Raw genomic sequence first — 20,553 nt, forward strand, 5'->3', positions numbered from 1 at the left:
ACGCCCGCTGGTTGAGCGACGCCCGCTGGTTGAGCGCCGGCCCGCTGGTCGAGCGACGCCCGCTGGTTGAGCGCCGGCCCGCTGGTCGAGCGACGCCCGCTGGTTGAGCTTGTCGAAACCACCATCCGCGGGCACGGTCGACGGCAAAGCGGGCACGCTCGACGGCAAAGTGGGCACGCTCGACGGCAAAGTGGGCACGCTCGACGGCAAAGTGGGCACGCTCGACGGCAAAGTGGGCACGGTCGACGGCAAAGTGGGCACGCTCGACTCGCGGCGACAGCCGAACACGCGATGAACTCTCCAAACGGGTGACACGTTCATCGCGATGGCGGCGGGTGGCCTGTGCGAAACTGACGGGTATGAGCAACGGCACCCTGATCCTGATGCGGCACGGCGAGAGTGAATGGAACGCGTCGAACCAGTTCACCGGATGGGTGGACGTCGCCCTCACCGACAAGGGCAGGGCCGAGGCCAAACGCGCGGGCGAGCTGCTCGTCGAACACGACGTGCTGCCCGACATCCTCTACACCTCGCTGCTGCGTCGTGCGATCACCACCGCCGACATCGCGCTCGACGCGGCCGACCGGCTGTGGATCCCGGTGGTCCGTGACTGGCGGCTCAACGAGCGGCACTACGGCAAGCTGCAGGGACTGAACAAGGCGGAGATCAAGGAGGAGTTCGGCAACGAGCAGTTCATGTTGTGGCGCCGCAGCTACGACACGCCGCCGCCGCCGATCGACCCGGACTCCGAGTACAGCCAGACCGGCGATCCGCGCTACGCCGACATCGAGGTCCCGTTGACCGAATGCCTCAAGGACGTCGTCGAACGGTTCACCCCGTACTTCCTGGACACCATTGCGGCCGACATCACGTCGGGCAAGACCGTGCTGGTGGCCGCCCACGGCAATTCGCTGCGCGCTCTCGTGAAGTACCTCGACGGCATCTCCGACGCCGACATCGCCGAACTCAACATCCCCACCGGCAACCCGCTGCGCTACGACCTCGACGACGATCTCAAGCCGCTCAATCCCGGTGGCACCTATCTCGATCCCGAGGGCGCGGCGGCCGGGGCCGCGGCGGTGGCGGCGCAGGGTCAGAAGTGACTGTGTGGTACAAGCTGTAACGCAATCGTCATGGCAAGCAAAGTGTGACGCGCGCTATATTTGAGTGCATGGTGAACGACGACGAGGTCCGAATCGATCATTCGCCTGCTCAGGAGCGCTACCAGGCGGTGCTGGTTGCCGCGGCGGATCCGGACGGATTCGATGTCGCCGAATCGCTCGTCGGATACCTCGACTACGTGTCCGAGCCCTATCAGGTGGTGCTGACGCACACCGTGATCCTCGACAGCCACTCGGGACGCGGATACGCGGCCCGGTTGGTGCGGGCCGTGCTCGACGACATTCGGCCGACCGGAAAACAGGTGGTGCCGGTGTGCAGCTACGTCCGCCGCTTCATCGAGTCGCATCCCGAATACTCCGACATGGCGGTTCCCGTCCCGCAGTGACGCACTCGCGGACGGGCGTCGGGCCGGGCCGAAACCAACCCGAACGCGGTGTGAACAGCGGTCGAACACTTCTTCGCCGTGTGTGCTGGCCGTTTGACGGCCCGTAAGCTGGAATTGTGACCGGTGGATTCGTGAGCGGCGCTGTTTTCGTCGTCGTGATCGTCGTGGCACTGGCCATCGGTGTGCTCATCGGCATCCGTGTCCATCAGCGAAGCCAGCGACCGCACTCGCGTCGTCCCGGTCGGCCCGCCCCGGCATTACAGCAGGCAGCAGCGCGCATCGAACCCGCAGAGCTCGCCGACAAACCCCGGGTGGTGCCCGAGACCGCCGAACTGCGGGCTTCGGATGTGCGGGTGACCACCGACGACGGGCGGATGACCACCGCGGGTCTGCTCAGTCTCATCGTCCGCAACTCCGAGACCGCGATCGCCGTGGTGGACCAGTTCCGCGACGTGGTCCTCTACAACCACCGCGCCGTCGACCTCGCGATGGTCCGCGACCGTCTCCTCGCCGACGCCGTGTGGGACGCCGCGAAGGAAACACTCGACACCGACGCCGACAAACGTTTCGACTTCGAGCCGCCCGCCTCGGCGGCAGGCTTCATCTCCACCGGCCGCACGCGCGCCAACTCGGTGGAATCGGTCCGATGCGTCGCCCGCCTGGTGCGGCACGCCGACGAGCGTTATGCCGTCGTCTACGGCTTCGACGACACCGAGCACTCCCGTGTGGAGGCCACCCGGCGCGACTTCGTGGCCAACGTGTCGCACGAACTCAAGACGCCGGTCGGTGCGATCGGCCTGCTCGCCGAGGCGCTGCTGGAATCGGCCGACGACCCCGATTCCGTCGAGTACTTCGGCCGCAAGGTGGCGGCCGAGGCCACCCGGATGGGCAACATGGTGAGCGAGCTAATCGCCCTGTCGCGGCTGCAAGGCGGCGAGACCGCCGACTTCACCGAGGTCAACGTCGACCGGTTGATCGGCGAGGCCGTCGATTCGGCCACCGTGCCCGCCGAGGCCGCAGGCATCGCGCTGCGCACCGACGCACCCGCGGGACTCGTCGTGCGCGGAGACCGGGTACTGCTGCTCACCGCCCTCAACAACCTGATCGTCAACGCCATCGCCTACTCACCGGCCAACACGATCGTCTCGATCAGCCGCCGCGTCACGCGGGTCGACGGCAGGCCCATGGTGGCCATCGCCGTCACCGACCGCGGCATCGGAATCGCACAGGCCAACCAGCAGCGGGTATTCGAGCGGTTCTTCCGGGTCGACCGGGCGCGCTCGCGACAGACCGGCGGCACCGGATTGGGGCTGGCCATCGTGAAACACGTCGCCGCCAACCACGGCGGTTCCATCAGCCTGTGGAGCAAACCGGGCACGGGCTCCACGTTCACCCTCTGCATTCCGCAGGACCTCACCGCGCGTGGGTCGTGGGATGCGGACCGACCGGCCGCGGATACCGACATCGACGCCTCGCTGCCCGATTTCGGCTCGTCCGCGGTCCCCGACCCGGCACTCCCGCCGGTGCTCGCCACTCAATCAAAGGACATCGACAGGTGACTCACGTTCTGATCGTCGAGGACGAGGAATCGCTGGCCGATCCGTTGGCCTTCCTGCTGCGCAAGGAAGGTTTCGAGGCCAGCGTCGTCAACGACGGCGCACACGCGCTCGCGGCATTCGACCGGGTCAGCCCCGACATCGTGCTGCTCGATTTGATGCTGCCCGGCATGTCGGGCACCGAGATCTGCAAGTCGCTGCGGTCGCGGTCGAGCGTGCCGGTCATCATGGTCACCGCCCGCGACAGCGAGATCGACAAGGTGGTGGGCCTCGAACTCGGTGCCGATGATTACGTCACCAAGCCCTACTCCGCGCGGGAGCTCATCGCGCGCATCCGTGCCGTGTTGCGGCGCGGGGGAGAGGGTTCCGACGAGGACCTGTCCATCGGCGTGCTGGAGGCCGGACCGGTGCGGATGGACGTGGAACGGCACATCGTCGCCGTCAACGGTCAGCCGATCACGTTGCCGCTCAAGGAATTCGACCTGCTCGAGTATCTGCTGCGCAACGCCGGCCGGGTACTCACCCGCGGGCAATTGATCGACCGGGTATGGGGCGCCGACTACGTCGGCGACACCAAGACGCTCGACGTGCACGTCAAACGTCTGCGCTCCAAGATCGAACCCGACCCGGCCAACCCCAAGCACCTCGTCACCGTCCGCGGGCTGGGTTACAAGCTCGAACCCTGAGCTATTCGTCGAGCCGTTCGTACTTGATGTCGGTGTCGCGGCGGCTGGTGGCTGCCGCGGTGGCCGGATGAACTGCGATGAGCCCCATGCCGTTTCGGCGTCGGCACACCCGGGCGAGTTCGTCGTAGGCGGCCGCGCCGAGCAGTTCGGTGAGTTCGGGCGCATACGATTCGAACACCTGCGTGGCACCGACATGCGCGTCGGGTGATCCCGAGCAGTACCACTTGAGGTCGTGACCGCCCTCGCCCCACCCGCGCCGGTCGTACTCGGTGATCGTGGTCTGCAGCACCTGGGTGTCGTCGGGACGTGTCACCCACTCCTGCTCCCGGCGCACCGGAAGTTGCCAGCACACATCGGGTTTCACGGTCAGCGGTTCGAGCCCGCGGCGCAGGGCCATGGCGTGCAGGGCGCAGCCGGGACCGTTGGCGAAGTCCGGGCGATTCAGAAAGATGCACGCGCCCTTGTGAAGTCGGGTCTTGAGCGCCGGTTCGTCATCGAGGTCACCCTCCTCGAGGTACCCCTTGTTGCCCAGCGGGTCCTTGCCCGACCCCTTGTCGAAGAACTGCCAGTCGGAGCGCGTGAGCATCTTGACGCCCTTGGCCAGGCGTTTGCGGTCGTCCTTGTCGGAGAGATAGGCCCCGTGGCTGCAGCAGCCGTCGTCGGGGCGGCCCTCGATGATCCCTTGGCAGGCGGGGGTGCCGAACACGCAGGTCCAGCGCGACAACAGCCAGGTCAGGTCGGCTCTGATCAGGTGCTCGGCGTTGGCCGGGTCGAAGAACTCGTACCACTCGCGGGCGAAGTCGAGATCGACCTCGGGAGCAGGCGCGATGCGCGCGGGACGTGGGGGGCTGGACACGACGTCCACCGTAACCCGCCACGCAACGGGCGGTCGGTCGGCGCCGGGCACCTGCGCCCCGTGCCGAAGGCACCCACGCCCCGTGCCGAAGGCACCCACGCACCGTGCCGAAGGCACCCACACACGGACGGCGAATCGGACACGCACTACCGTGGATTCGTGCGTTTAGGAGTCCTCGACGTGGGCAGCAACACGGTGCACCTGTTGGTGGTCGACGCCCATCGCGGCGGACATCCCACCCCGATGAGTTCGACGAAGTCGGTGCTGCGACTCGCCGAACAGATCGACGGCAAGGGCCGGCTCACCGAGCGCGGGGCGCGATCGCTGGTGGAGTCGGTCGACGAGTTCACCCGGATCGCGACCAGTTCGGGGTGTGAACAAACCATGGCGTTCGCGACGTCGGCGGTACGCGACGCCACCAACAGCGACGCCGTCCTCGACCGGGTGGAGGCCGAGACCGGTCTGCGGGTGGTGGTGCTCTCCGGCCGCGACGAGGCGCGACTCACGTCACTGGCGGTGCGGCGCTGGTTCGGGTGGGGCGCCGGGCGCATCCTGGCCCTCGACATCGGCGGCGGGTCGCTGGAGATGTCGAACGGGGTCGACGAGGAACCCGACGTCGCACTGTCGCTTCCGCTGGGCGCCGGACGCCTGACCCGCGAGTGGCTGCCCGACGACCCGCCGGACCGGCGCCGCATCGGGGTGCTGCGTGACTGGCTCGACGCCGAGCTCAAGGCGCCGGCGAAGGAGTTGCTCGAACCCGGCCGGCCCGATGTCGCGGTGGCCACCTCCAAGACGTTCCGCAGCCTGGCCCGGCTCACCGGTGCCGCGCCCTCGGGTGCGGGTCCGCGGGTGCGGCGGCAGTTGACCGCGAGCGGTCTGCGGCAGGTGATCGCCTTCATCTCGCGGATGACCCGCGACGACCGCGCCGAACTCGAAGGGGTCAGCGCCGACCGTGCGGGACAGCTGGTCGCGGGGGCACTCGTCGCCGAGGCGGCGATGCGCGCGTTGTCGGTGGATACACTGGAGATCTGTCCGTGGGCTCTGCGTGAGGGAGTGATCCTGCGTCGTCTGGACAGCGAACCGGCCGACACGACCGAGCCGATGGCTCCCACCCGGTGACCGCGGGCGACAGCACTACATGACGAGTTGAGGACGGAGTACGCGTTTCGATGGCGAACCAACCTGGGGCGGGCAAGCCGCAATCGAACACGGGATCGGGCGGCGATGCCCCCGAGTCGCGGCCGATCTCGGTGGCCGAACTGCTGGCGCGACGCGACGCGGCGGCCGCGGAAGCGGCACCGGGGCGGGGCTCGACCGAGGGCCGACGCTCGGCCGACGGTCGGGGTCGACGGCGCGCCGGCCGCGACGGGGCCGTCTCGGTCTCGGAGCTGACCGGTGAGATCCCACGCATCACCACCGATCCCACCCCGGCCACACCGGTGTCGAAAACACCGGCCCCGGCACCGCAAACCTCCCGGCCGGCAACCCCGCAACGTGAGACGCCGGTTCGCCCGGCGTGGGGTAACTCGCAGCCCGGTCCTTTCCCGCGGTCGAGCAGTCCGATCGCACGTCGCGCGTCACAGGACGGACCGGTGCCCGACACCGACACCGACACCTCGGCGTCGGCCTTCCGCGGCGCCACCCCCGGTGACACGCCCACCCCCACGCGGCCGTCGTTCCGTGCGCCGGAAACCCGTGACTTCCATGCCGGTGCCGTCGCCTCGCGACTGGCCACGCCGGCCGCCGAGCAGGCATCCGACGATCTCGTGGAGGCCGATCTCGAACACGCGAACGCGGTGACCGGGATCATCCCGGTGGTGGGCGACGAGCCCGACGGGGTGAGCGTGGTCGACGCCGACGACGTGGACAGCGTCGAACTCGCTGCGCCCCCGACCCCGGCCGGCCGGACCAGCGCATTCGCCGAGGTGATGGACGACGATTTCGAGGCCTACCGAGCCTTCGCCGACGTCGAGGACGACGAGGAGCCCAAGCAGAAGCGACGCTGGTTCCGGCGACGCGGCGCCAAGGCCGCCGGGAGGGGTGCTGCCGCCAAGGCGGCTGCCGCCGCCGACGGCACCGACGCCGAAGCCCCGACCGTCGACAAGGCCACCGGCCCCGATGTACCCGAGCCGGCGACTGCCGACTTCCCGGGCGACGAGGCGGTCGCGCTGACGCCCGCGGCGACCGAACAGTTCTCTGCCGCCGATCGCGAGGAGGCGACGGACGCGTCGCCGGCTCCCGGCACCCCGGCGTCTGATGCCCCGGCGCTCGAGGACCCGGCGCTCGAGGCCGAGGAGAACACGTCGATGGAGCTGGTCGAGGATCTGCTCGACGTGCAGCCCGCCGCCGACGACGTCATCGCGGATTCGGAGCCACCCGTCCCGGCGACCGACACCGCGGATGTCGACGACGTCGTGGGCACCGAATCCTCCTCCGCAGCCCCAGTCGTCGACGATGTAGCGGCCGAGGGGGTTCCCACTGCCGACACGTCGGCCGCGGACACAGCCACCGCCGACACGTCGGTCACCGAGACGGCAGCAGCCGAGAAGACCGACACCGCAGACACCGACGCCCCAGAGACCGACGCCCCAGACACCGACACCGCAGACACAGACACCGATACCCCAGAGACCGACACCGCAGACACCGACACCGCCCCCGCGAAGAAGGGTCGTTTCGATTCACCGCTGGCCGCGTGGCTGCTGGTGATCGGCGAGTCGCTCGTCGGCCTGGCCGTGGGCGTCGGACTGTTCTGGGGCTTCACCGAGCTGTGGAAGTGGAATGTGTATTTCGCGCTCGTGCTCGCGGTGCTGGTGATCTTCGGCGTCGTGACGCTCACCCACGCGGTCCGCCGCTCCCGCGACCTGCCCACCACGCTGCTCGCGCTCGGCGTCGGCCTGATCGTGACGATCGGTCCGCTCGTGCTGCTTGCCACGTGAGCGCGACCGCGCGTCACCCATCGTCCGGCCGCGTGAGCGCAACCCGATGAAACCTGTCTCCGACATCCCGGTGGGCCTGTCCACGGCGTCGGTCTATCCCCAGAACACCGAGGCCGCGTTCGCCTACGCCGCCGACCTCGGATACGACGGTGTGGAGCTGATGGTGTGGGGGGAGTCGGTGAGCCAGGACATCCGGCACGTCGAGTACCTCTCCGAGCGCTATCAGATGCCGGTCCTGTCCATCCACGCACCGTGCCTGCTGATCTCCCAGCGCGTGTGGGGCCGCGATCCGCTGGCGAAACTGGCGCGGGCCGTGCAGGCGGCCGAGGACCTCGGCGCGAGCACCGTGGTGGTGCATCCGCCGTTTCGCTGGCAGCGCACGTACACCGCAGCGTTCGACGACCTCGTCGCCGATCTGGAATCGTCGAGTGACGTCGACGTCGCGGTGGAGAACATGTTCCCGATGCGCGCCGACCGCCTCTTCGGGGCCGGTGATCGTTCGGCGAAACGCCTGATCACCCGGGGCGGACCGGGGTTGGCGGCCTCGGCGTTCGGCAAATCGACCGACCCTACCGACGACGGATACGCCCACTACACACTCGACCTCTCGCACACCGCCACCGCGGGCGTCGACGCCGTCGCCCTGTTCGAGCGGATGGGATCGCGGCTTTCTCACCTGCATCTCGCCGACGGCAGTGGCGCGGCCACCGACGAACACCTCATCCCCGGCGACGGCTCTCAGCCGTGCGCCGAGATCTGCCGGCGCCTGGCGGCCTCCCACTTCACCGGAGCGGCGATCCTCGAGGTCGGCACCGGCGCGGCCCGCACCAAACCCGAACGAAGTGCCCTGTTGTCGCGCGCGCTCGAGTTCGCCCGGCAGCATCTCAAACGCGAGACCATACCCACCGCTTCGACATGAATCCCAGGAGCAGGCGATGAGCAAGCTGTCGGAGTTGTCGACCCTCACCAGAGACGACACGGCCACACCGCGCATCGGTGACGGCGAGCGGCCCCACCTCGTCTACACCGCGACGATCGATCCGGTGTTCACCATCGGCCCCAAGGTGCACGGCGGTTCCATGCAGATGCTGGTCGCGCACGCCGCACGCCGGGCGTTCGACGAACTCGCCGCACCCGATGACCGGACCGTCAGCGGCAGCGAGCTGGTGCCCGTCGCGATCGCCAGTGACTATCTGTCGGCACCCGACCCCGCCGAGGTCCAGCTCGAGGTGACCCTGCGTAAACGCGGACGCACCGTGTCGCTGCTGCACGTCGACCTGTGCCAGAACGGGCGCACGATGGTGTCCTCGTCGGTCACACTGGCCCGGCCGGAGACCGGACGGCCGCATCACTCGGCGCCGACGCTGCTCGACGGCGTGCCGATCACCCCCGTGGACGGCGGCATCGACATCGACTCGTCGCCGGTGTCGGAGGTGATGCATCTGGGGCCCGCGCTGGATCTGGTGCTCGATCCGCAGACCTTCCCGGTGGCCAGCGGCGACACCGGCGAGCCGGTGGTCCGGGGCTGGACCAGACCCAAGGGCTGCGACCCCGACGCCGACTTCACGGTCCTGATCTGCGACATCTCGCCACCGGTGGTGATGAACCTCGCGTTGTTCGGCTGGGCACCCACCCTTCAGCTCACCACCTACGTGCGCCGCGAACCGGCGCCGGGATGGCTTCGGTTCGCGGCGACGAGCTCCGAGGTGGGACCCGGGATGTTCGAGGAGGATCACCTCGTGATGGACTCGACGGGGGCCGTGGTGGCCCAATCCCGGCAGCTCGCGTTGGTGCCCCAGCACCGGCACTGACCCCCCGCGGCACCACCGGATCGCACCGCACCGACGAAAGGCTCGAAGGACGTGACCGAACGTATCGCCATCATCGGCGGCGGAAAGATCGGCGAGGCATTGCTGGCCGGCCTGATGGGCGCGGGCACCCCGGCCAAGAACCTGGTGATGGCCGAGAAGAACGAGAAACGGGCCACCGAGATCGCCGACGAGTACGGCGTGCTGGTCGCCGACATCCGGGCGGCAGCCGAGGGCGCACAATACGTGTTCCTCGCCGTCAAACCCGAGGACGTCGACGCCGTGCTTCGTCAATTGTCGTCGGCCGACGACCCGGGCGAATCCGAACGCGTCACGGTGAGCCTGGTGGCCGGGTTGCCGACGGCCCGCTACGAGCAGGTCCTGCAGGCCGGTTCCCCGGTGGTGCGGGTCATGCCGAACACCCCGATGCTGGTCAACGAGGCGATGTCGGCGGTGTCGGCCGGACGCCATGTGGACGCCGAGCAACTCGGCGCCGTGGTGCGGCTGCTCGAGTCGGTCGGCAAGGTCACCGTGATCCCCGAACGGCTGATGGATGCGGTCACCGCGCTGTCCGGGTCGGGACCGGCGTATGTGTTCCTGATGGCCGAGTCGATGATCGACGCGGGCGTCGCGCTGGGCCTGTCACGGCAGCAGGCCACCGAGATGACCGTGCAGACGATCCGCGGCGCGGGCATCCTGATGAGTGACTCGGGGTTGTCGCCGGTGGATCTGCGGGCGGCGGTCACCTCGCCGGGCGGAACCACCGCGGCCGCGATCCGCGAACTGGAGTCCGGCGGGCTGCGGGCCGCGATGTACCGTGCCACCGAGGCCGCCGCCGCAGCGAGTTCGCGGGCCGGACGTCGAGCCGATGTTGAGGGTTTGGGTGGTGGACGCGCCGAACGCGGGACCCCATGAATAGTGGGTTACCGGCCAGAAAACCCCAGCATGTTGTGGTCGACGTGAAGAATCCGTCGGTTTCCTGGCAACTCACGTCGCTTTTTTCACATCTGCCACGCTAAGCTCCTTTAAGCACGTGCGTGTCTGGTGTCCGCCGGAGGGGAAGCCGGCGGCCGCGACGCGTGCTCCGGAGGTATGAGTTTTTATGGCTGCTGAGACTCCTGGTGACAGGACAGGCGCGGTGGGCAACACAGGCTCGGGTTCGCAGTTCCTGACCGTCGCCGAAGTCGCGTCGCTGATGCGCGTATCGAAGATGACCGTCTACCGCCTCGTCCACAACGGGGAACTGCCCGCCGTTCGCGTCGGCCGGTCGTTCCGCGTGCATGCCAAGGCCGTGCACGACTATCTGGAGACGTCTTACTTCGACGCCGGTTAGACCCGCAGGCACCCGGCCACCGCGTCGCGCCGCGGCAAGATGTGCATCTCGGCTCCCGCCCACCAACGGCTCCGTCCGGCCGGTGGGCGGGAGTTCTCGTGTCCTGTGGGCACCCCGCAGCCCGTCATGCGTCGACCTGATTTCGCTGTATGAGGGGGCGGCCGGTAGTGTTGATCCTCGCGTACCCGACCTCCCGGCATGGTGACGGTGGGTGTGACGGCCCAGTTCCGTATGGTGCGGAATTTTCCGTACTCGGCGGAACCCCCGGGCCGATGAGACAGCGTGAAGTGAGGAAGTGGCCCGATGGGTTCTGTGATCAAGAAGCGCCGCAAGCGCATGTCGAAGAAGAAGCACCGCAAGCTCCTTCGTCGTACCCGCGTGCAGCGTCGCAAACTCGGCAAGTGAGTCACCCGCCCCGCGACCCGGGGCGAGTGTGACCCACGGTCTGAAGAGAACCCGCGTACGCGCGGGTTCTTTTCATGTCGGGATGTTCCCGATCACCTCGTGGCGCGTGCCGGGATAGCCTGAACCCCATGTCCGACACTGCGCAGGTGCCCAGAACCGTCCTGGTGACGGGCGCATCGACCTTTCTCGGCGGCTACCTGGTCGCGCGGCTCGCCGCGAACCCCGAGGTCGAGCGTGTGTTGGCGGTCGATTCGCGCGTCCCGCGCAAAGATCTCATGCGGCGCATGGGTCGGGCGGAGTTCCTGCGACTCGACATCCGGCGGCCGGTGATCGCCAAGGCGATCGCGCACTACGAGGTCGACACCGTGGTGCACGCCGCCACGTCGATCATGGACACCGCGGCGCACTCCGCGGCGATCAAGGAATTCACCCTGCTCGGGGCGATGCAGGTGTGTGGTGCCTGCCAGCGCAGTCCGTCGGTCAAACGCCTCGTCCTGCGCTCGAGCGGCATGGTGTACGGGTCCAGCGCACGCGATCCGTCGCACTTCGCCGAGGAGACCCCTGCGGTGCGCGAGCCGCGCTGGGGTTTCGGCCGGGATCTGCTCGACGTCGAGGGTTACGTGCGTGGGCTGGCGCGACGCCGCCAGGACATCGACGTCACCATCCTGCGTCCGCAGGCGATGCTGGGGCCACGGATCACCACGCGGATGGGTTCGTATCTCTCGATGCCCGTGGTGCCCACGGTCATCGGATTCCAGCCGCGCCTGCAGTTCCTGCACGAGGAGGACGCGCTGGCCGCGATGGAACACGTCGCGCTGGCCGGCCGGCCCGGAACGTTCAACATCGCCGGCGACGGAGTGGTCACGCTGACGCAGGCCGTGCGCCGCCTCGGGCATCTCGAGTTGCCGGTGCCCAGCGGACTGCTCGCGCCGGTCACGGGCGTGCTGCAGGACCTGCGGTCGGCCAGGTTGCGCTCCTCGCAGACCGAATTCCTCACCTACGGCCGGGTGCTCGACACCACCCGGATGCGAACCGAACTCGGCTTCGCGCCGCGCTACTCCACGAAGGACACCCTCGACGACTTCATCGAGCGCAGCTCGGTGTCGCCGGTGATCAGCGTTGACACGTGGCGGAGTCTGGAGCGGCGCGTGGTGTCGGCGGCACACCGGCTGGCGTGATGGTTTCTGGCAGGTCCGGCATTAACGATTTGCTCAACTGTATCGGCGCTGCGCAGGTGCACAGCGACGTCGTACCGCCTAAACTTGGGCGGTAGTCCAAGTCCGACGCGAAGCAGACCGCGAGGCTTGTGAACTTCTTCGGAATCTGCGCAGGGCGCATCGTTGTTGGGGGTGGCCTCTATGTCGAATCGCTCGTCAAGCGATGCTCGAACGGCAAAGGTCATCCAGCTCTACGCCAGCCCGTCCGGTGCCGTCGCGTCCGATCCGCGCGAGAGCGGCCGGCGGCGTCACCCGAGTCAGACGATGGAGCGACCGCGACGCGACCCCACACTCGGGCACCCCAACACCGACGGGTTCGGCGGTACGTCGGCACAGATCACCCCCATCAGTGACAACGTCGCGCTCACCGCGGACTCGCTCGGCGTCGAACAGCGCGGCCCCGCACGCAGCCCGCTGTTCAGCCTCGGTGGCATTCGCGGTGCAGTGGCCGATTCGCTCACCGCCACCGCCGGATTCATCCGGGAACGCATGACCGGCGATTACGAGGTCGACGACTTCGGTTTCGACCCGCACTTCACCGAGGCGGTGTGGTACCCCGCGATCCGGCAGCTCTACGAGAACTGGTTCCGCGTCGAGGTGACCGGCGTGGAGAACCTCCCCGACTCCGGCGGTGCGCTGCTGGTGGCCAACCATGCCGGCGCGATCCCGGTGGACGCGATGATGACCAGCCTCGCCGTCCACGACAATCATCCCGCCGGACGCTTCTTGCGAATCCTGGCCGCCGACATGGCTTTTGACATTCCCGGTGTCAGCGAGGTGGCACGCCGGATCGGCGCCACACTGGCCTGCGCCAATGACGCCGACCGCCTGCTGAAGGCCGGCGAGCTCACTGCGGTGTGGCCCGAGGGCTACAAGGGAATCGGCAAGCTCTACCGCGATCGGTACAAGCTGCAGCGGTTCGGCCGCGGCGGCTTCGTCACCACCGCGCTGCGCAACGCCGCCCCGATCATCCCGGTCTCCATCGTGGGGTCCGAGGAGATCTACCCGATGATCGCCGACCTCAAACTGATCGCGCGCATCCTCGGCATGCCGTATCTCCCGGTGACGCCGACCTTCCCGTGGCTCGGTCCGCTCGGGTTGGTACCGCTGCCGTCGAAGTGGCACATCCACTTCGGGCGCCCCATCGAGACCGGCGGGTACGACGAGTCGGCCGCCGACGACCCGATGGTGATCTTCGACGTCACCGACCACGTCCGCGAGGAGATCCAGCAGACCCTGTTCCGGATGCTGAGCCGCCGCGGAAGTGTCTATTTCGGCTGAGCGGGTGGCCGAGCCGGTACCGGTGTGCCCAGCCGGCAGGAATAGAGTTGTGTGGTGAGCTTCGACGCCGATCTCGGCCCCATCAGTTTTGTTGTCGTGCAATTTCCTTCGAGTCCGGTCGGCCCGGCTGGGTTCGACACGCTGCGAGCGCTGGTCGCCGCCGGGCGTATCAACGTACTTGACGTGGAGTTCGTGGGCCGTGACGCCGACGGTGGGCCCGCGCGGCTCGACGCGGCGCAACTCGGTGTCGCCGACCTGGCCGGCGCCGACAGCCACCTGATCGATGACGACGACGTCGCCACCGCGGCGGCCGGATTGTCGGCGGGTGAGGTCGCGGCCATCGTCGTCTACGAGGACCTGACCTTCCTGCAGGTGATCGAGGGCTGGCGGGCCGACGGAGGCTCGGTGATCTCGGAGGGACCGGTGCTTCTCGACGATCTGATCGGCGCGCTCGATGCCACGGAAGGAGACCGGCGATGAGTCTGTTGAAGACGGCGGCGAGGGCCGCGGTGGCCAGTTCGGTGCACGGACGGGTGCAGCGCCGTCAGCAGGAACGCTGGGCCGCCCAACCCGTCGCGCAGGCACCTGTGCAGCAGGTGCCGGTACAACAGGCACCGGTACAACAGGCACCGGTACAGCAGGCACCGGTCCAGCAGGCGGCTCAGCCTGCCGCCGACCCGAGGACCGAGCTGATGAACTCGCTGACCGCGCTGCGGTCGGCCGGTGTGGTCTCCGACGCCGAGTTCGCCGACATCTCGTCGCGCATCTTCGCCTGACCTCGCCGAGCCGGCGATCCGGTCGGCGGCCGCCACGTAGGCTGTCCGCAGATCGTCGGCGGATGCAAGGAGGCATCGGGTGCGTGCAGTGGTGTGTCACGAGGGCGAACTGCGTGTCGAGGAGATCGACACACCCCGACCCGGTCGGGGACAGGTGCTGCTCAAAGTGGTTCGCACCGGAATCTGCGGCTCCGACCTGCACGCCCGCACCCATTGCGACGAGACCGCCGCGGTGACCGCCGCGGTGGGCTACGACTTCATGCGGTCCACCGATCGGGTGGTACTCGGCCACGAATTCGTCGGCGAAGTGGTGTCCTACGGCCCCAAGTGCCGTGAGAAGTGGACCCCGGGCACCCTGGTGGCCGCGCTGCCGATCATCACCCAGGACTCCGACGCGCACCTGATCGGCTTCAACACCGCCGCACCCGGTGCGTTCGCCGAGTACGTGGTGGTGGCCGAGGACATGACCCTGTCGGTGCCCGACGGTGTGCCCGTCGAGCAGGCCGCGCTCACCGAGCCGCTGTCGGTTGCGGTGCACGCGGTGAACCGCGGTGATGTGGGCAAACGCGACGTGGCGGTGGTGGTCGGCTGCGGGCCCATCGGGCTGTCGGTGATCCTGGTGCTCAAGGCGAACGGCGTCAAGACCGTCATCGCCTCCGACCTCTCGGCGGGCCGCCGCGACCTGGCCCGGCGCTGCGGCGCCGACGTCGTGGTGGATCCGACCGTCGACTCCCCGTGGGACATCGCCGCCGCCAAGGGCAAATACATCACCCGTACCGGCGATTTCCTCGGCGCGGCGTTCGACGCCATGCGGATACTGCGGCGCATTCCCGGCCTGCCGTGGTGGCGGGTGATCCCGCTCGGTGATCGGCTCGGTGCCACCCCGAGCGGTCCGGTCGTATTCGAATGCGTCGGCGTGCCCGGGATGATCGAGCAGATCGCCACCAACACGCCGATGCGCTCACGGATCGTGGTGGTCGGGGTCTGCATGCAGACCGACACCTTCCGTCCGGCGATGGCGATCAACAAGGAACTCGATCTTCGGTTCGTGATCTACTACGACCCCGCCGAATTCCGCACCGCGCTGCACCTGATCGCCGGCCGCAAGGTGGACGTGACGCCGCTGCTCACCGGCACCATCGGATTGCACGCGGTGGCCGAGGCGTTCGAGACCCTCGGTGCGGCGCAGCACCACGCGAAGATCCTCATCGACCCGTCGAGCTCCGTCTCGACGCTGTAGCGCACGGCCGCGCAAAGCAGGCCCGCGTCCGGACGCCGGGGGGCTGGGGGCCGGGCGGGAGGCGTGGGGGCAGGCCCGGCGTCGAAAGTAGGGGAGGAATATCCTTCCCCCACTTTTGCGACCTTCCCCGAGAAAAAACCCGGGGAGGAGGCCGAAAGTAGGGGAGGAATATCCTTCCCCTACTTTCGGCAGGGCAGACGCCGGGAGCAACCCTACTTTCGGCAGGCAGGCGCCGGGAGCAACCCAGGGCGAGCGGCAGGCAGGCGCCGGGGAGCAACCCAGGACGACACGCAGGCCGGGAGCAACCCCGGCACACAGACTCAGCCCTTGTTCCGCCACAGCTTCACCGCAGTGGCGGCGGCGCCGGTCGCCGCGCCCACCACCAGGGCGGTCGACGCCCCGTACTTCGCCGCCTTGCGGGCGGTGCGGAAGTCGTACATCTCCCAGCCGCGCACCTTCGCCACCTCCTTGAGGTCGGCGTCGGGATTGATCGCCACCGCCGTGCCCACCAGCGAGAGCATCGGCACGTCGTTGTGCGAGTCGGAGTAGGCGGTGCACCGTTTGAGGTTGAGGCCCTCGCGAATTGCCAACGCGCGCACCGCATGTGCCTTACCCGGTCCGTGCAGGATGTCGCCGACGAGGCGCCCGGTGAACTTGCCGTCGACGCTTTCGGCCACGGTGCCCAGCGCGCCGGTCAGCCCCAGATGGTCGGCGATGGTCTGCGCGAGTTCCAGCGGGGTGGCGGTGACGAGCCACACCTGCTGGCCCGCGTCGAGGTGCCGCTGCGCCAGTGCCCGGGTACCCGGCCAGATCTTGTCGGCGATGTAGTCGTCGAAGATCTGCTCGCCCAGATCGGCCAGTTCGGCGGTGGATCGACCGGCGATGAAGCTCAGCGCCTTGTCGCGGCCCTCGGCCACGTCCTGCGCGTTCTCCTTGCCGGTGATGCGGAACTTGGCCTGCGTCCACGCGAAGTCGAGGACGTCGGAGTAGGAGAAGTACTTGTGTGCCGCGAGGCCGCGGGCGAAATGAACGATGGAGGCACCCTGAATCAGGGTGTTGTCCACGTCGAAGAACGCGGCGGCGGTCAGGTCGACGGGGGTGTCGGGTTCGGTTTCGGTGGGCGGCCGCGATCGCAACGAGTCCACGGCGGCCTTGGCGCTGGCCTCGCCGGCCAACGTCTGCCGCAACTCCTGGGCGGTCTGGCGAAAGCGTCCCGTCGCAGCCGTCGCACGTTCGGAGATCCAGGTGGTCACCCGGCCCGACTCGTCCTCCTCGACCACCTCGAACTCCGCGTCGGGGTCGAGCTCATCGGCATGCAGACCGCCCAGCGGGCCGTCGACCTCGGCGGCGTGACCCTCCCAGTCCTCGCCGCTTCGCCCCGATTCCGGTTCGGCCCCGTCGGCCTGGCTCTCCGAGCCCGGAACCCCATCCTCAGAGGTCACACCCACATTCCACCTCTCACGCCCGCGCTTGCTGCCCAACCCGGTCTCATCCAGATTAGCCGTGGTGTCAGACTGAACTGGCCCCGATACCGAAGGAGTTCCGCCGATGATCACCTTGCTGACCCGGGCCGGGTGTTCGGCCTGCGAAACGGCCTTGCACGACCTCCAACGGATCTGCGGCGAATTGTCCGAACCCCTCGAAGTGGTGGACGTCGACCGCGCCGCCGCCGACGGTGACCGCGAATTGCGCGCCGAGTTCGGCGACCGGTTGCCGGTCATCCTGCTCGACGGCTCCGAGCACGGCTACTGGGAGGTCGACGAGGCGCGGCTGCGCGAGGATCTCGCGGCGCGCAGCGCCTGACGGGGTCGCCGACCCCGCCCCGACGCGGGAGGGCTAGGCTGACACGCATTCGCTGATCTGGTGAAAGTGGGTGTGCGGGAATGAGCGTCGGTTCGGAGGTCGACCACATACCCGAACCGTCGGTTGCCCGTCTCGCGACGTATCTGCACGTGCTGCGCTCGTTCACCCAGCGCGGCGCCCTGGTGGCCTCGAGCAATCAGGTCGCCACCGCGGCCGGGGTCAACCCGGCGATCCTGCGCAAGGACCTCTCGTATGTGGGGGCCAACGGCGTGCGCGGCGTGGGCTACGACGTCAGCAGGCTGATCGCCCGCATCGCCCTGGCACTGCACACCGACAACGTCCACAGCGTCGCACTGGTCGGAGCGGGATCGCTGGGCCGGGCGTTGGTCGCCCACACCGGATTCGGACGGGGATTCCGTGTCGTGGCGATGTTCGACGATGACCCACACCTGATCGGCACCACGATCGACGACGTGCAGGTGCTCCCGCTCGCCGACATCGCGACGCTGACCGATCACGCCGAACCGGTCGCGATCGGGGTCATCGCCACCGCACCCGAGGCGGCGCAGGCGGCCTGCGATGCGCTGACGGCGGCCGGGGTGCGACAACTGCTCAACGTCACCACGGCCACCTTGTCGACGGAGTCCGATGTCGTCGTGCGTCAGGTTGATCTAGCCTTGGAGATGCAGGTGTTGGCGTTTCACGCGTCACGTAGCCCGCTGCCCGCCCCGCAGGGCGTGCCGCGGCCCGGCGGCCTGCGGACGGTCGAGTAGGGGCGGACGGTCGAGTAGGGATGGAAACGGTGACGGTGTGAGTGTTCTGTTGTTCGGGGTCAGCCATCGAAGCGCGCCCGTCGACGTGCTGGAGCGGCTCGCGGTCTCCGACGACGACCGGCCCAAACTGGTCGACGACCTGCTCTCCTCCCGTGCGGTCTCCGAGGCGATGCTGGTCTCCACCTGCAACCGGGTGGAGATCTACGCCGTCGTCGACGCCTTTCACCCCGCGCTCGAAGCAGTGGGGGCCGTGCTCGGCGACCACTCCGGCATGACCATCAACGAACTCACCCGCCACGCCTACGTCCGCTACTCCGAGGCCGCCGTCGAACACCTCTTCACCGTGGCCGCGGGACTCGATTCGATCGTCGTCGGCGAACAGCAGATCCTCGGACAGATCCGTAACGCCTACCTCAACGCCGACGCCAACAAATCCGCCGGGCGCGCGCTACACGAGCTGGCCCAGCAGGCGCTGCGTGTGGGCAAACGGGTCCACACCGAGACCGGCATCGACCGGGCCGGTGCGTCGGTGGTTTCGGTGTCGCTGCACCGGGCGAAGGGTCTGCTCGGCGGCGACACCGCCACCCTGCGTCGCGCCGTGGTGATCGGCGCCGGCGCCATGGGCGGGCTGGCCACCGCCCATCTCGCGCGGGAGAACGTGGAACGGCTCGTGGTGGTCAACCGGACCGTCGCCAACGCCGAACACCTGGCCCGCAACGTCGCCGCCAACCACGGCATCGAGGTCGACGGCATCGGATTCGACGGCCTGCCCGAGGCGATGGCTACCGCGGACGTGGTGGTGGCCTGCACCGGGTCGATCGGCACCGTGGTCAGCGTCGGCGACGTGCACTCGGCACTCGCCGCGCGCACACCAGGCTCGCCGCCGCTGGTCATCTGCGACCTCGGTCTGCCCCGCAACGTCGACCCGGCCGCGGCCCGCCTCCCCGGCGCCCACATCGTCGACATCGACCAACTGCGCGGCGACTCCGCGGCCAAGGCGGCCGCGAACGATGAGGCGGCCGCCCGGGCGATCGTGGCCGCCGAACTCGCCGACTACCTCACCCTGCAGCGTCAGGCGGAGGTCACCCCCACCGTCGCGGCGCTGCGCCAGCGCGCCGCCGACGTGGTGGAGGCCGAGATCCTGCGGCTCGAGACCCGGCTGCCCGACCTCGATGACCCGCAACGCGACGAGGTGGCCAAGGCGGTGCGCCGCGTCGTCGACAAACTGCTGCACGCGCCCACCGTGCGGGTCAAGCAACTCGCGTCGACACCCAACGGCGACCACTACGCCGAGGCGCTGCGCGAACTCTTCGAGCTCAAGCCGGGTGCCGCCGAATCGGTGTCGGCGCCCGAGAGCGGACTCGAAGAGACCGAGCAGGGTGACCGTTGACCCAACCTGACCCGATCCGGATCGGCACCCGCGGTTCCCTGCTGGCGCGCACCCAGTCGCAGACGATCGCCGACGCGCTGACCGCCGCCGGACATCCCGCCGAACTCGTCATCATCCGCACCGACGGGGACGCGTCGGCGGCGCCGGTCACCGAAATCGGTGTCGGGGTGTTCACCACCGCCATCCGCAACGCGCTGCACGCGCGCGAGATCGACGTCGCCGTGCACTCCTACAAGGACCTGCCCACCGCACCCGATCCGGGCCTGCTGATCGCTGCCGTCCCGCCTCGCGAAGATCCGCGAGATGCGCTGGTCAGCAGGGGTAACCTGGTGTTGGGAGCGCTTCCGCCGGGATCGGTGATCGGCACCTCGTCGCCACGGAGGGCGGCGCAGCTTAGAGCATTGGGTCTCGGTTTGGAAATCCGCCCCCTACGAGGCAACCTTGATTCTCGGTTGGGCAAAGTCGCCGGCGGCGAACTCGATGCAGTCGTGGTCGCCCGCGCCGGACTCGTTCGTATCGGTCGTGCCGCAGAGGTCACCGAGGCGTTCGACCCGGTGGTCCTGCTACCGGCTCCGGCACAGGGCGCACTGGCTGTGGAGTGCCGCTCCGACGATGCCCGACTGGTGAGAATTCTCGCCGAGTTGGACGACGAGTCCACCCGCGCGGCGGTCGACGCCGAACGTGCGGTGCTGGCGGCACTCGAGGCCGGTTGCACCGCGCCGGTCGGAGCGATCGCCGAGGTGGTCGAGTCGATCGACGACGACGGGCGCATCTTCGTCGAACTGTCGCTTCGCGCGGCGGTGGCGGCCGAGGACGGATCCGATGTGATCCGCGCTTCGGTGGTGGGACCCGTCGCGCGTGCAGACCAACTCGGCAAGGACCTCGCCGCCGAACTGCTGGATCTGGGAGCGGGCGAACTGATCGGCTCCTAGCAGCAGAGAACGAACTGCAGCCCTCGCCGCGAGGGCAGGAGAGTGCGAACG

General features: G+C 68.7%; 23 protein-coding genes. 21 read left to right on the top strand and 2 right to left on the bottom strand.

What is annotated here, in order from left to right; translation table 11 throughout:
* Nucleotides 1-109 precede the first annotated feature (109 nt).
* The 5 genes from ACWDSI_RS10005 to ACWDSI_RS10025 all read left to right on the top strand — a co-directional run bounded on the left by ACWDSI_RS10005 (nucleotide 110) and on the right by ACWDSI_RS10025 (nucleotide 3,749).
* Nucleotides 110-295, top strand: a complete 186-nt coding sequence (locus ACWDSI_RS10005; RefSeq protein WP_449746923.1) for a hypothetical protein — start codon at nucleotides 110-112, stop codon at nucleotides 293-295.
* Between the two features lie 64 nt (nucleotides 296-359).
* Nucleotides 360-1,103, top strand: coding sequence for a phosphoglyceromutase (locus ACWDSI_RS10010; RefSeq protein ID WP_449746924.1), 744 nt, complete (start codon nucleotides 360-362; stop codon nucleotides 1,101-1,103).
* A 68-nt stretch (nucleotides 1,104-1,171) separates the two neighbouring features.
* Complete coding sequence (locus ACWDSI_RS10015; protein WP_449746925.1) at nucleotides 1,172-1,507, top strand: GNAT family N-acetyltransferase; 336 nt, start codon at nucleotides 1,172-1,174, stop codon at nucleotides 1,505-1,507.
* Nucleotides 1,508-1,638: 131 nt separating this feature from the next.
* Nucleotides 1,639-3,066, top strand: a complete 1,428-nt coding sequence (locus ACWDSI_RS10020; RefSeq protein WP_449756443.1) for a sensor histidine kinase — start codon at nucleotides 1,639-1,641, stop codon at nucleotides 3,064-3,066.
* Nucleotides 3,063-3,749, top strand: a complete 687-nt coding sequence (locus ACWDSI_RS10025) for a winged helix-turn-helix domain-containing protein (RefSeq protein ID WP_449746927.1) — start codon at nucleotides 3,063-3,065, stop codon at nucleotides 3,747-3,749. Before ACWDSI_RS10020 ends, ACWDSI_RS10025 begins: the two co-directional genes overlap by 4 nt.
* A gap of 1 nt (nucleotide 3,750) precedes the next feature.
* Here ACWDSI_RS10025 and ACWDSI_RS10030 read toward each other — a convergent pair whose 3' ends face one another.
* On the bottom strand, nucleotides 3,751-4,578 hold the full coding sequence (locus tag ACWDSI_RS10030) for a hypothetical protein (RefSeq protein ID WP_449756498.1): 828 nt from the start codon (nucleotides 4,576-4,578) through the stop codon (nucleotides 3,751-3,753).
* Nucleotides 4,579-4,764: 186 nt separating this feature from the next.
* On the opposite strand from ACWDSI_RS10030, the gene ACWDSI_RS10035 reads away from it, so the two are divergent.
* From ACWDSI_RS10035 to ACWDSI_RS10090, 12 genes are all read left to right on the top strand, one after another.
* Entirely contained in the window at nucleotides 4,765-5,724 is a 960-nt protein-coding gene (locus ACWDSI_RS10035; protein WP_449746928.1) for a Ppx/GppA phosphatase family protein, read from the top strand.
* 50 nt (nucleotides 5,725-5,774) lie between these two features.
* Nucleotides 5,775-7,544: a hypothetical protein gene (locus ACWDSI_RS10040; RefSeq protein ID WP_449756444.1), complete on the top strand. Its 1,770-nt coding sequence runs from the start codon at nucleotides 5,775-5,777 to the stop codon at nucleotides 7,542-7,544.
* A gap of 46 nt (nucleotides 7,545-7,590) precedes the next feature.
* Nucleotides 7,591-8,463, top strand: coding sequence for a sugar phosphate isomerase/epimerase family protein (locus ACWDSI_RS10045; RefSeq protein ID WP_449756445.1), 873 nt, complete (start codon nucleotides 7,591-7,593; stop codon nucleotides 8,461-8,463).
* A 16-nt stretch (nucleotides 8,464-8,479) separates the two neighbouring features.
* Complete coding sequence (locus ACWDSI_RS10050) at nucleotides 8,480-9,355, top strand: thioesterase family protein (protein WP_449756446.1); 876 nt, start codon at nucleotides 8,480-8,482, stop codon at nucleotides 9,353-9,355.
* A gap of 51 nt (nucleotides 9,356-9,406) precedes the next feature.
* Complete coding sequence (proC, locus tag ACWDSI_RS10055; protein ID WP_449756447.1) at nucleotides 9,407-10,267, top strand: pyrroline-5-carboxylate reductase; 861 nt, start codon at nucleotides 9,407-9,409, stop codon at nucleotides 10,265-10,267.
* Nucleotides 10,268-10,454: 187 nt separating this feature from the next.
* Nucleotides 10,455-10,685 (top strand): helix-turn-helix domain-containing protein, encoded by a 231-nt coding sequence (locus tag ACWDSI_RS10060; protein WP_449746933.1) that lies wholly within the window; start codon nucleotides 10,455-10,457, stop codon nucleotides 10,683-10,685.
* 303 nt (nucleotides 10,686-10,988) lie between these two features.
* Complete coding sequence (locus ACWDSI_RS10065) at nucleotides 10,989-11,090, top strand: 30S ribosomal protein bS22 (protein ID WP_003402602.1); 102 nt, start codon at nucleotides 10,989-10,991, stop codon at nucleotides 11,088-11,090.
* Nucleotides 11,091-11,218: 128 nt separating this feature from the next.
* Entirely contained in the window at nucleotides 11,219-12,268 is a 1,050-nt protein-coding gene (locus tag ACWDSI_RS10070) for an NAD-dependent epimerase/dehydratase family protein (RefSeq protein ID WP_449746934.1), read from the top strand.
* A 180-nt stretch (nucleotides 12,269-12,448) separates the two neighbouring features.
* Nucleotides 12,449-13,588, top strand: coding sequence for a lysophospholipid acyltransferase family protein (locus tag ACWDSI_RS10075; protein WP_449756448.1), 1,140 nt, complete (start codon nucleotides 12,449-12,451; stop codon nucleotides 13,586-13,588).
* 54 nt (nucleotides 13,589-13,642) lie between these two features.
* Entirely contained in the window at nucleotides 13,643-14,068 is a 426-nt protein-coding gene (locus ACWDSI_RS10080) for a hypothetical protein (RefSeq protein ID WP_449746936.1), read from the top strand.
* Nucleotides 14,065-14,364 carry a hypothetical protein gene (locus ACWDSI_RS10085; protein WP_449746937.1) on the top strand — a complete coding sequence of 100 codons (300 nt, stop codon included), beginning with the start codon at nucleotides 14,065-14,067 and terminating at the stop codon, nucleotides 14,362-14,364. The genes ACWDSI_RS10080 and ACWDSI_RS10085 overlap by 4 nt, the downstream gene beginning before the upstream one ends.
* 79 nt (nucleotides 14,365-14,443) lie before the next feature.
* On the top strand, nucleotides 14,444-15,604 hold the full coding sequence (locus ACWDSI_RS10090; RefSeq protein ID WP_449756449.1) for a zinc-binding dehydrogenase: 1,161 nt from the start codon (nucleotides 14,444-14,446) through the stop codon (nucleotides 15,602-15,604).
* 320 nt (nucleotides 15,605-15,924) lie between these two features.
* Here ACWDSI_RS10090 and ACWDSI_RS10095 read toward each other — a convergent pair whose 3' ends face one another.
* Nucleotides 15,925-17,052: an HAD family hydrolase gene (locus ACWDSI_RS10095; protein WP_449746939.1), complete on the bottom strand. Its 1,128-nt coding sequence runs from the start codon at nucleotides 17,050-17,052 to the stop codon at nucleotides 15,925-15,927.
* Nucleotides 17,053-17,152: 100 nt separating this feature from the next.
* Here ACWDSI_RS10095 and ACWDSI_RS10100 point away from each other — a divergent pair, with 100 nt between their 5' ends.
* The 4 genes from ACWDSI_RS10100 (at nucleotide 17,153) to hemC (ending at nucleotide 20,502) form a co-directional block, all read left to right on the top strand.
* Entirely contained in the window at nucleotides 17,153-17,407 is a 255-nt protein-coding gene (locus tag ACWDSI_RS10100) for a glutaredoxin family protein (RefSeq protein ID WP_449746940.1), read from the top strand.
* A gap of 80 nt (nucleotides 17,408-17,487) precedes the next feature.
* Complete coding sequence (locus tag ACWDSI_RS10105; RefSeq protein WP_449746941.1) at nucleotides 17,488-18,180, top strand: redox-sensing transcriptional repressor Rex; 693 nt, start codon at nucleotides 17,488-17,490, stop codon at nucleotides 18,178-18,180.
* A 37-nt stretch (nucleotides 18,181-18,217) separates the two neighbouring features.
* On the top strand, nucleotides 18,218-19,570 hold the full coding sequence (locus ACWDSI_RS10110; RefSeq protein WP_449746942.1) for a glutamyl-tRNA reductase: 1,353 nt from the start codon (nucleotides 18,218-18,220) through the stop codon (nucleotides 19,568-19,570).
* Nucleotides 19,567-20,502, top strand: a complete 936-nt coding sequence (gene hemC, locus ACWDSI_RS10115) for a hydroxymethylbilane synthase (RefSeq protein ID WP_449746943.1) — start codon at nucleotides 19,567-19,569, stop codon at nucleotides 20,500-20,502. Before ACWDSI_RS10110 ends, hemC begins: the two co-directional genes overlap by 4 nt.
* The last annotated feature ends 51 nt before the right edge of the window (nucleotides 20,503-20,553 follow it).

The sequence above is a fragment of the Gordonia sp. NPDC003429 genome, from assembly GCF_053588575.1.

Bases quoted from the DNA above. Each gene is read 5' to 3' on its own strand.
- ACWDSI_RS10100 (WP_449746940.1), top strand. From the start codon at position 17,153: ATGATCACCTTGCTGACCCGGGCCGGGTGTTCGGCCTGCGAAACGGCC.
- ACWDSI_RS10050 (WP_449756446.1), top strand. From the start codon at position 8,480: ATGAGCAAGCTGTCGGAGTTGTCGACCCTCACCAGAGACGACACGGCC.
- ACWDSI_RS10045 (WP_449756445.1), top strand. From the start codon at position 7,591: ATGAAACCTGTCTCCGACATCCCGGTGGGCCTGTCCACGGCGTCGGTC.
- ACWDSI_RS10010 (WP_449746924.1), top strand. From the start codon at position 360: ATGAGCAACGGCACCCTGATCCTGATGCGGCACGGCGAGAGTGAATGG.
- ACWDSI_RS10085 (WP_449746937.1), top strand. From the start codon at position 14,065: ATGAGTCTGTTGAAGACGGCGGCGAGGGCCGCGGTGGCCAGTTCGGTG.
- ACWDSI_RS10105 (WP_449746941.1), top strand. From the start codon at position 17,488: ATGAGCGTCGGTTCGGAGGTCGACCACATACCCGAACCGTCGGTTGCC.
- ACWDSI_RS10065 (WP_003402602.1), top strand. From the start codon at position 10,989: ATGGGTTCTGTGATCAAGAAGCGCCGCAAGCGCATGTCGAAGAAGAAG.
- ACWDSI_RS10075 (WP_449756448.1), top strand. From the start codon at position 12,449: ATGTCGAATCGCTCGTCAAGCGATGCTCGAACGGCAAAGGTCATCCAG.
- ACWDSI_RS10070 (WP_449746934.1), top strand. From the start codon at position 11,219: ATGTCCGACACTGCGCAGGTGCCCAGAACCGTCCTGGTGACGGGCGCA.
- ACWDSI_RS10040 (WP_449756444.1), top strand. From the start codon at position 5,775: ATGGCGAACCAACCTGGGGCGGGCAAGCCGCAATCGAACACGGGATCG.
- ACWDSI_RS10060 (WP_449746933.1), top strand. From the start codon at position 10,455: ATGGCTGCTGAGACTCCTGGTGACAGGACAGGCGCGGTGGGCAACACA.
- ACWDSI_RS10015 (WP_449746925.1), top strand. From the start codon at position 1,172: ATGGTGAACGACGACGAGGTCCGAATCGATCATTCGCCTGCTCAGGAG.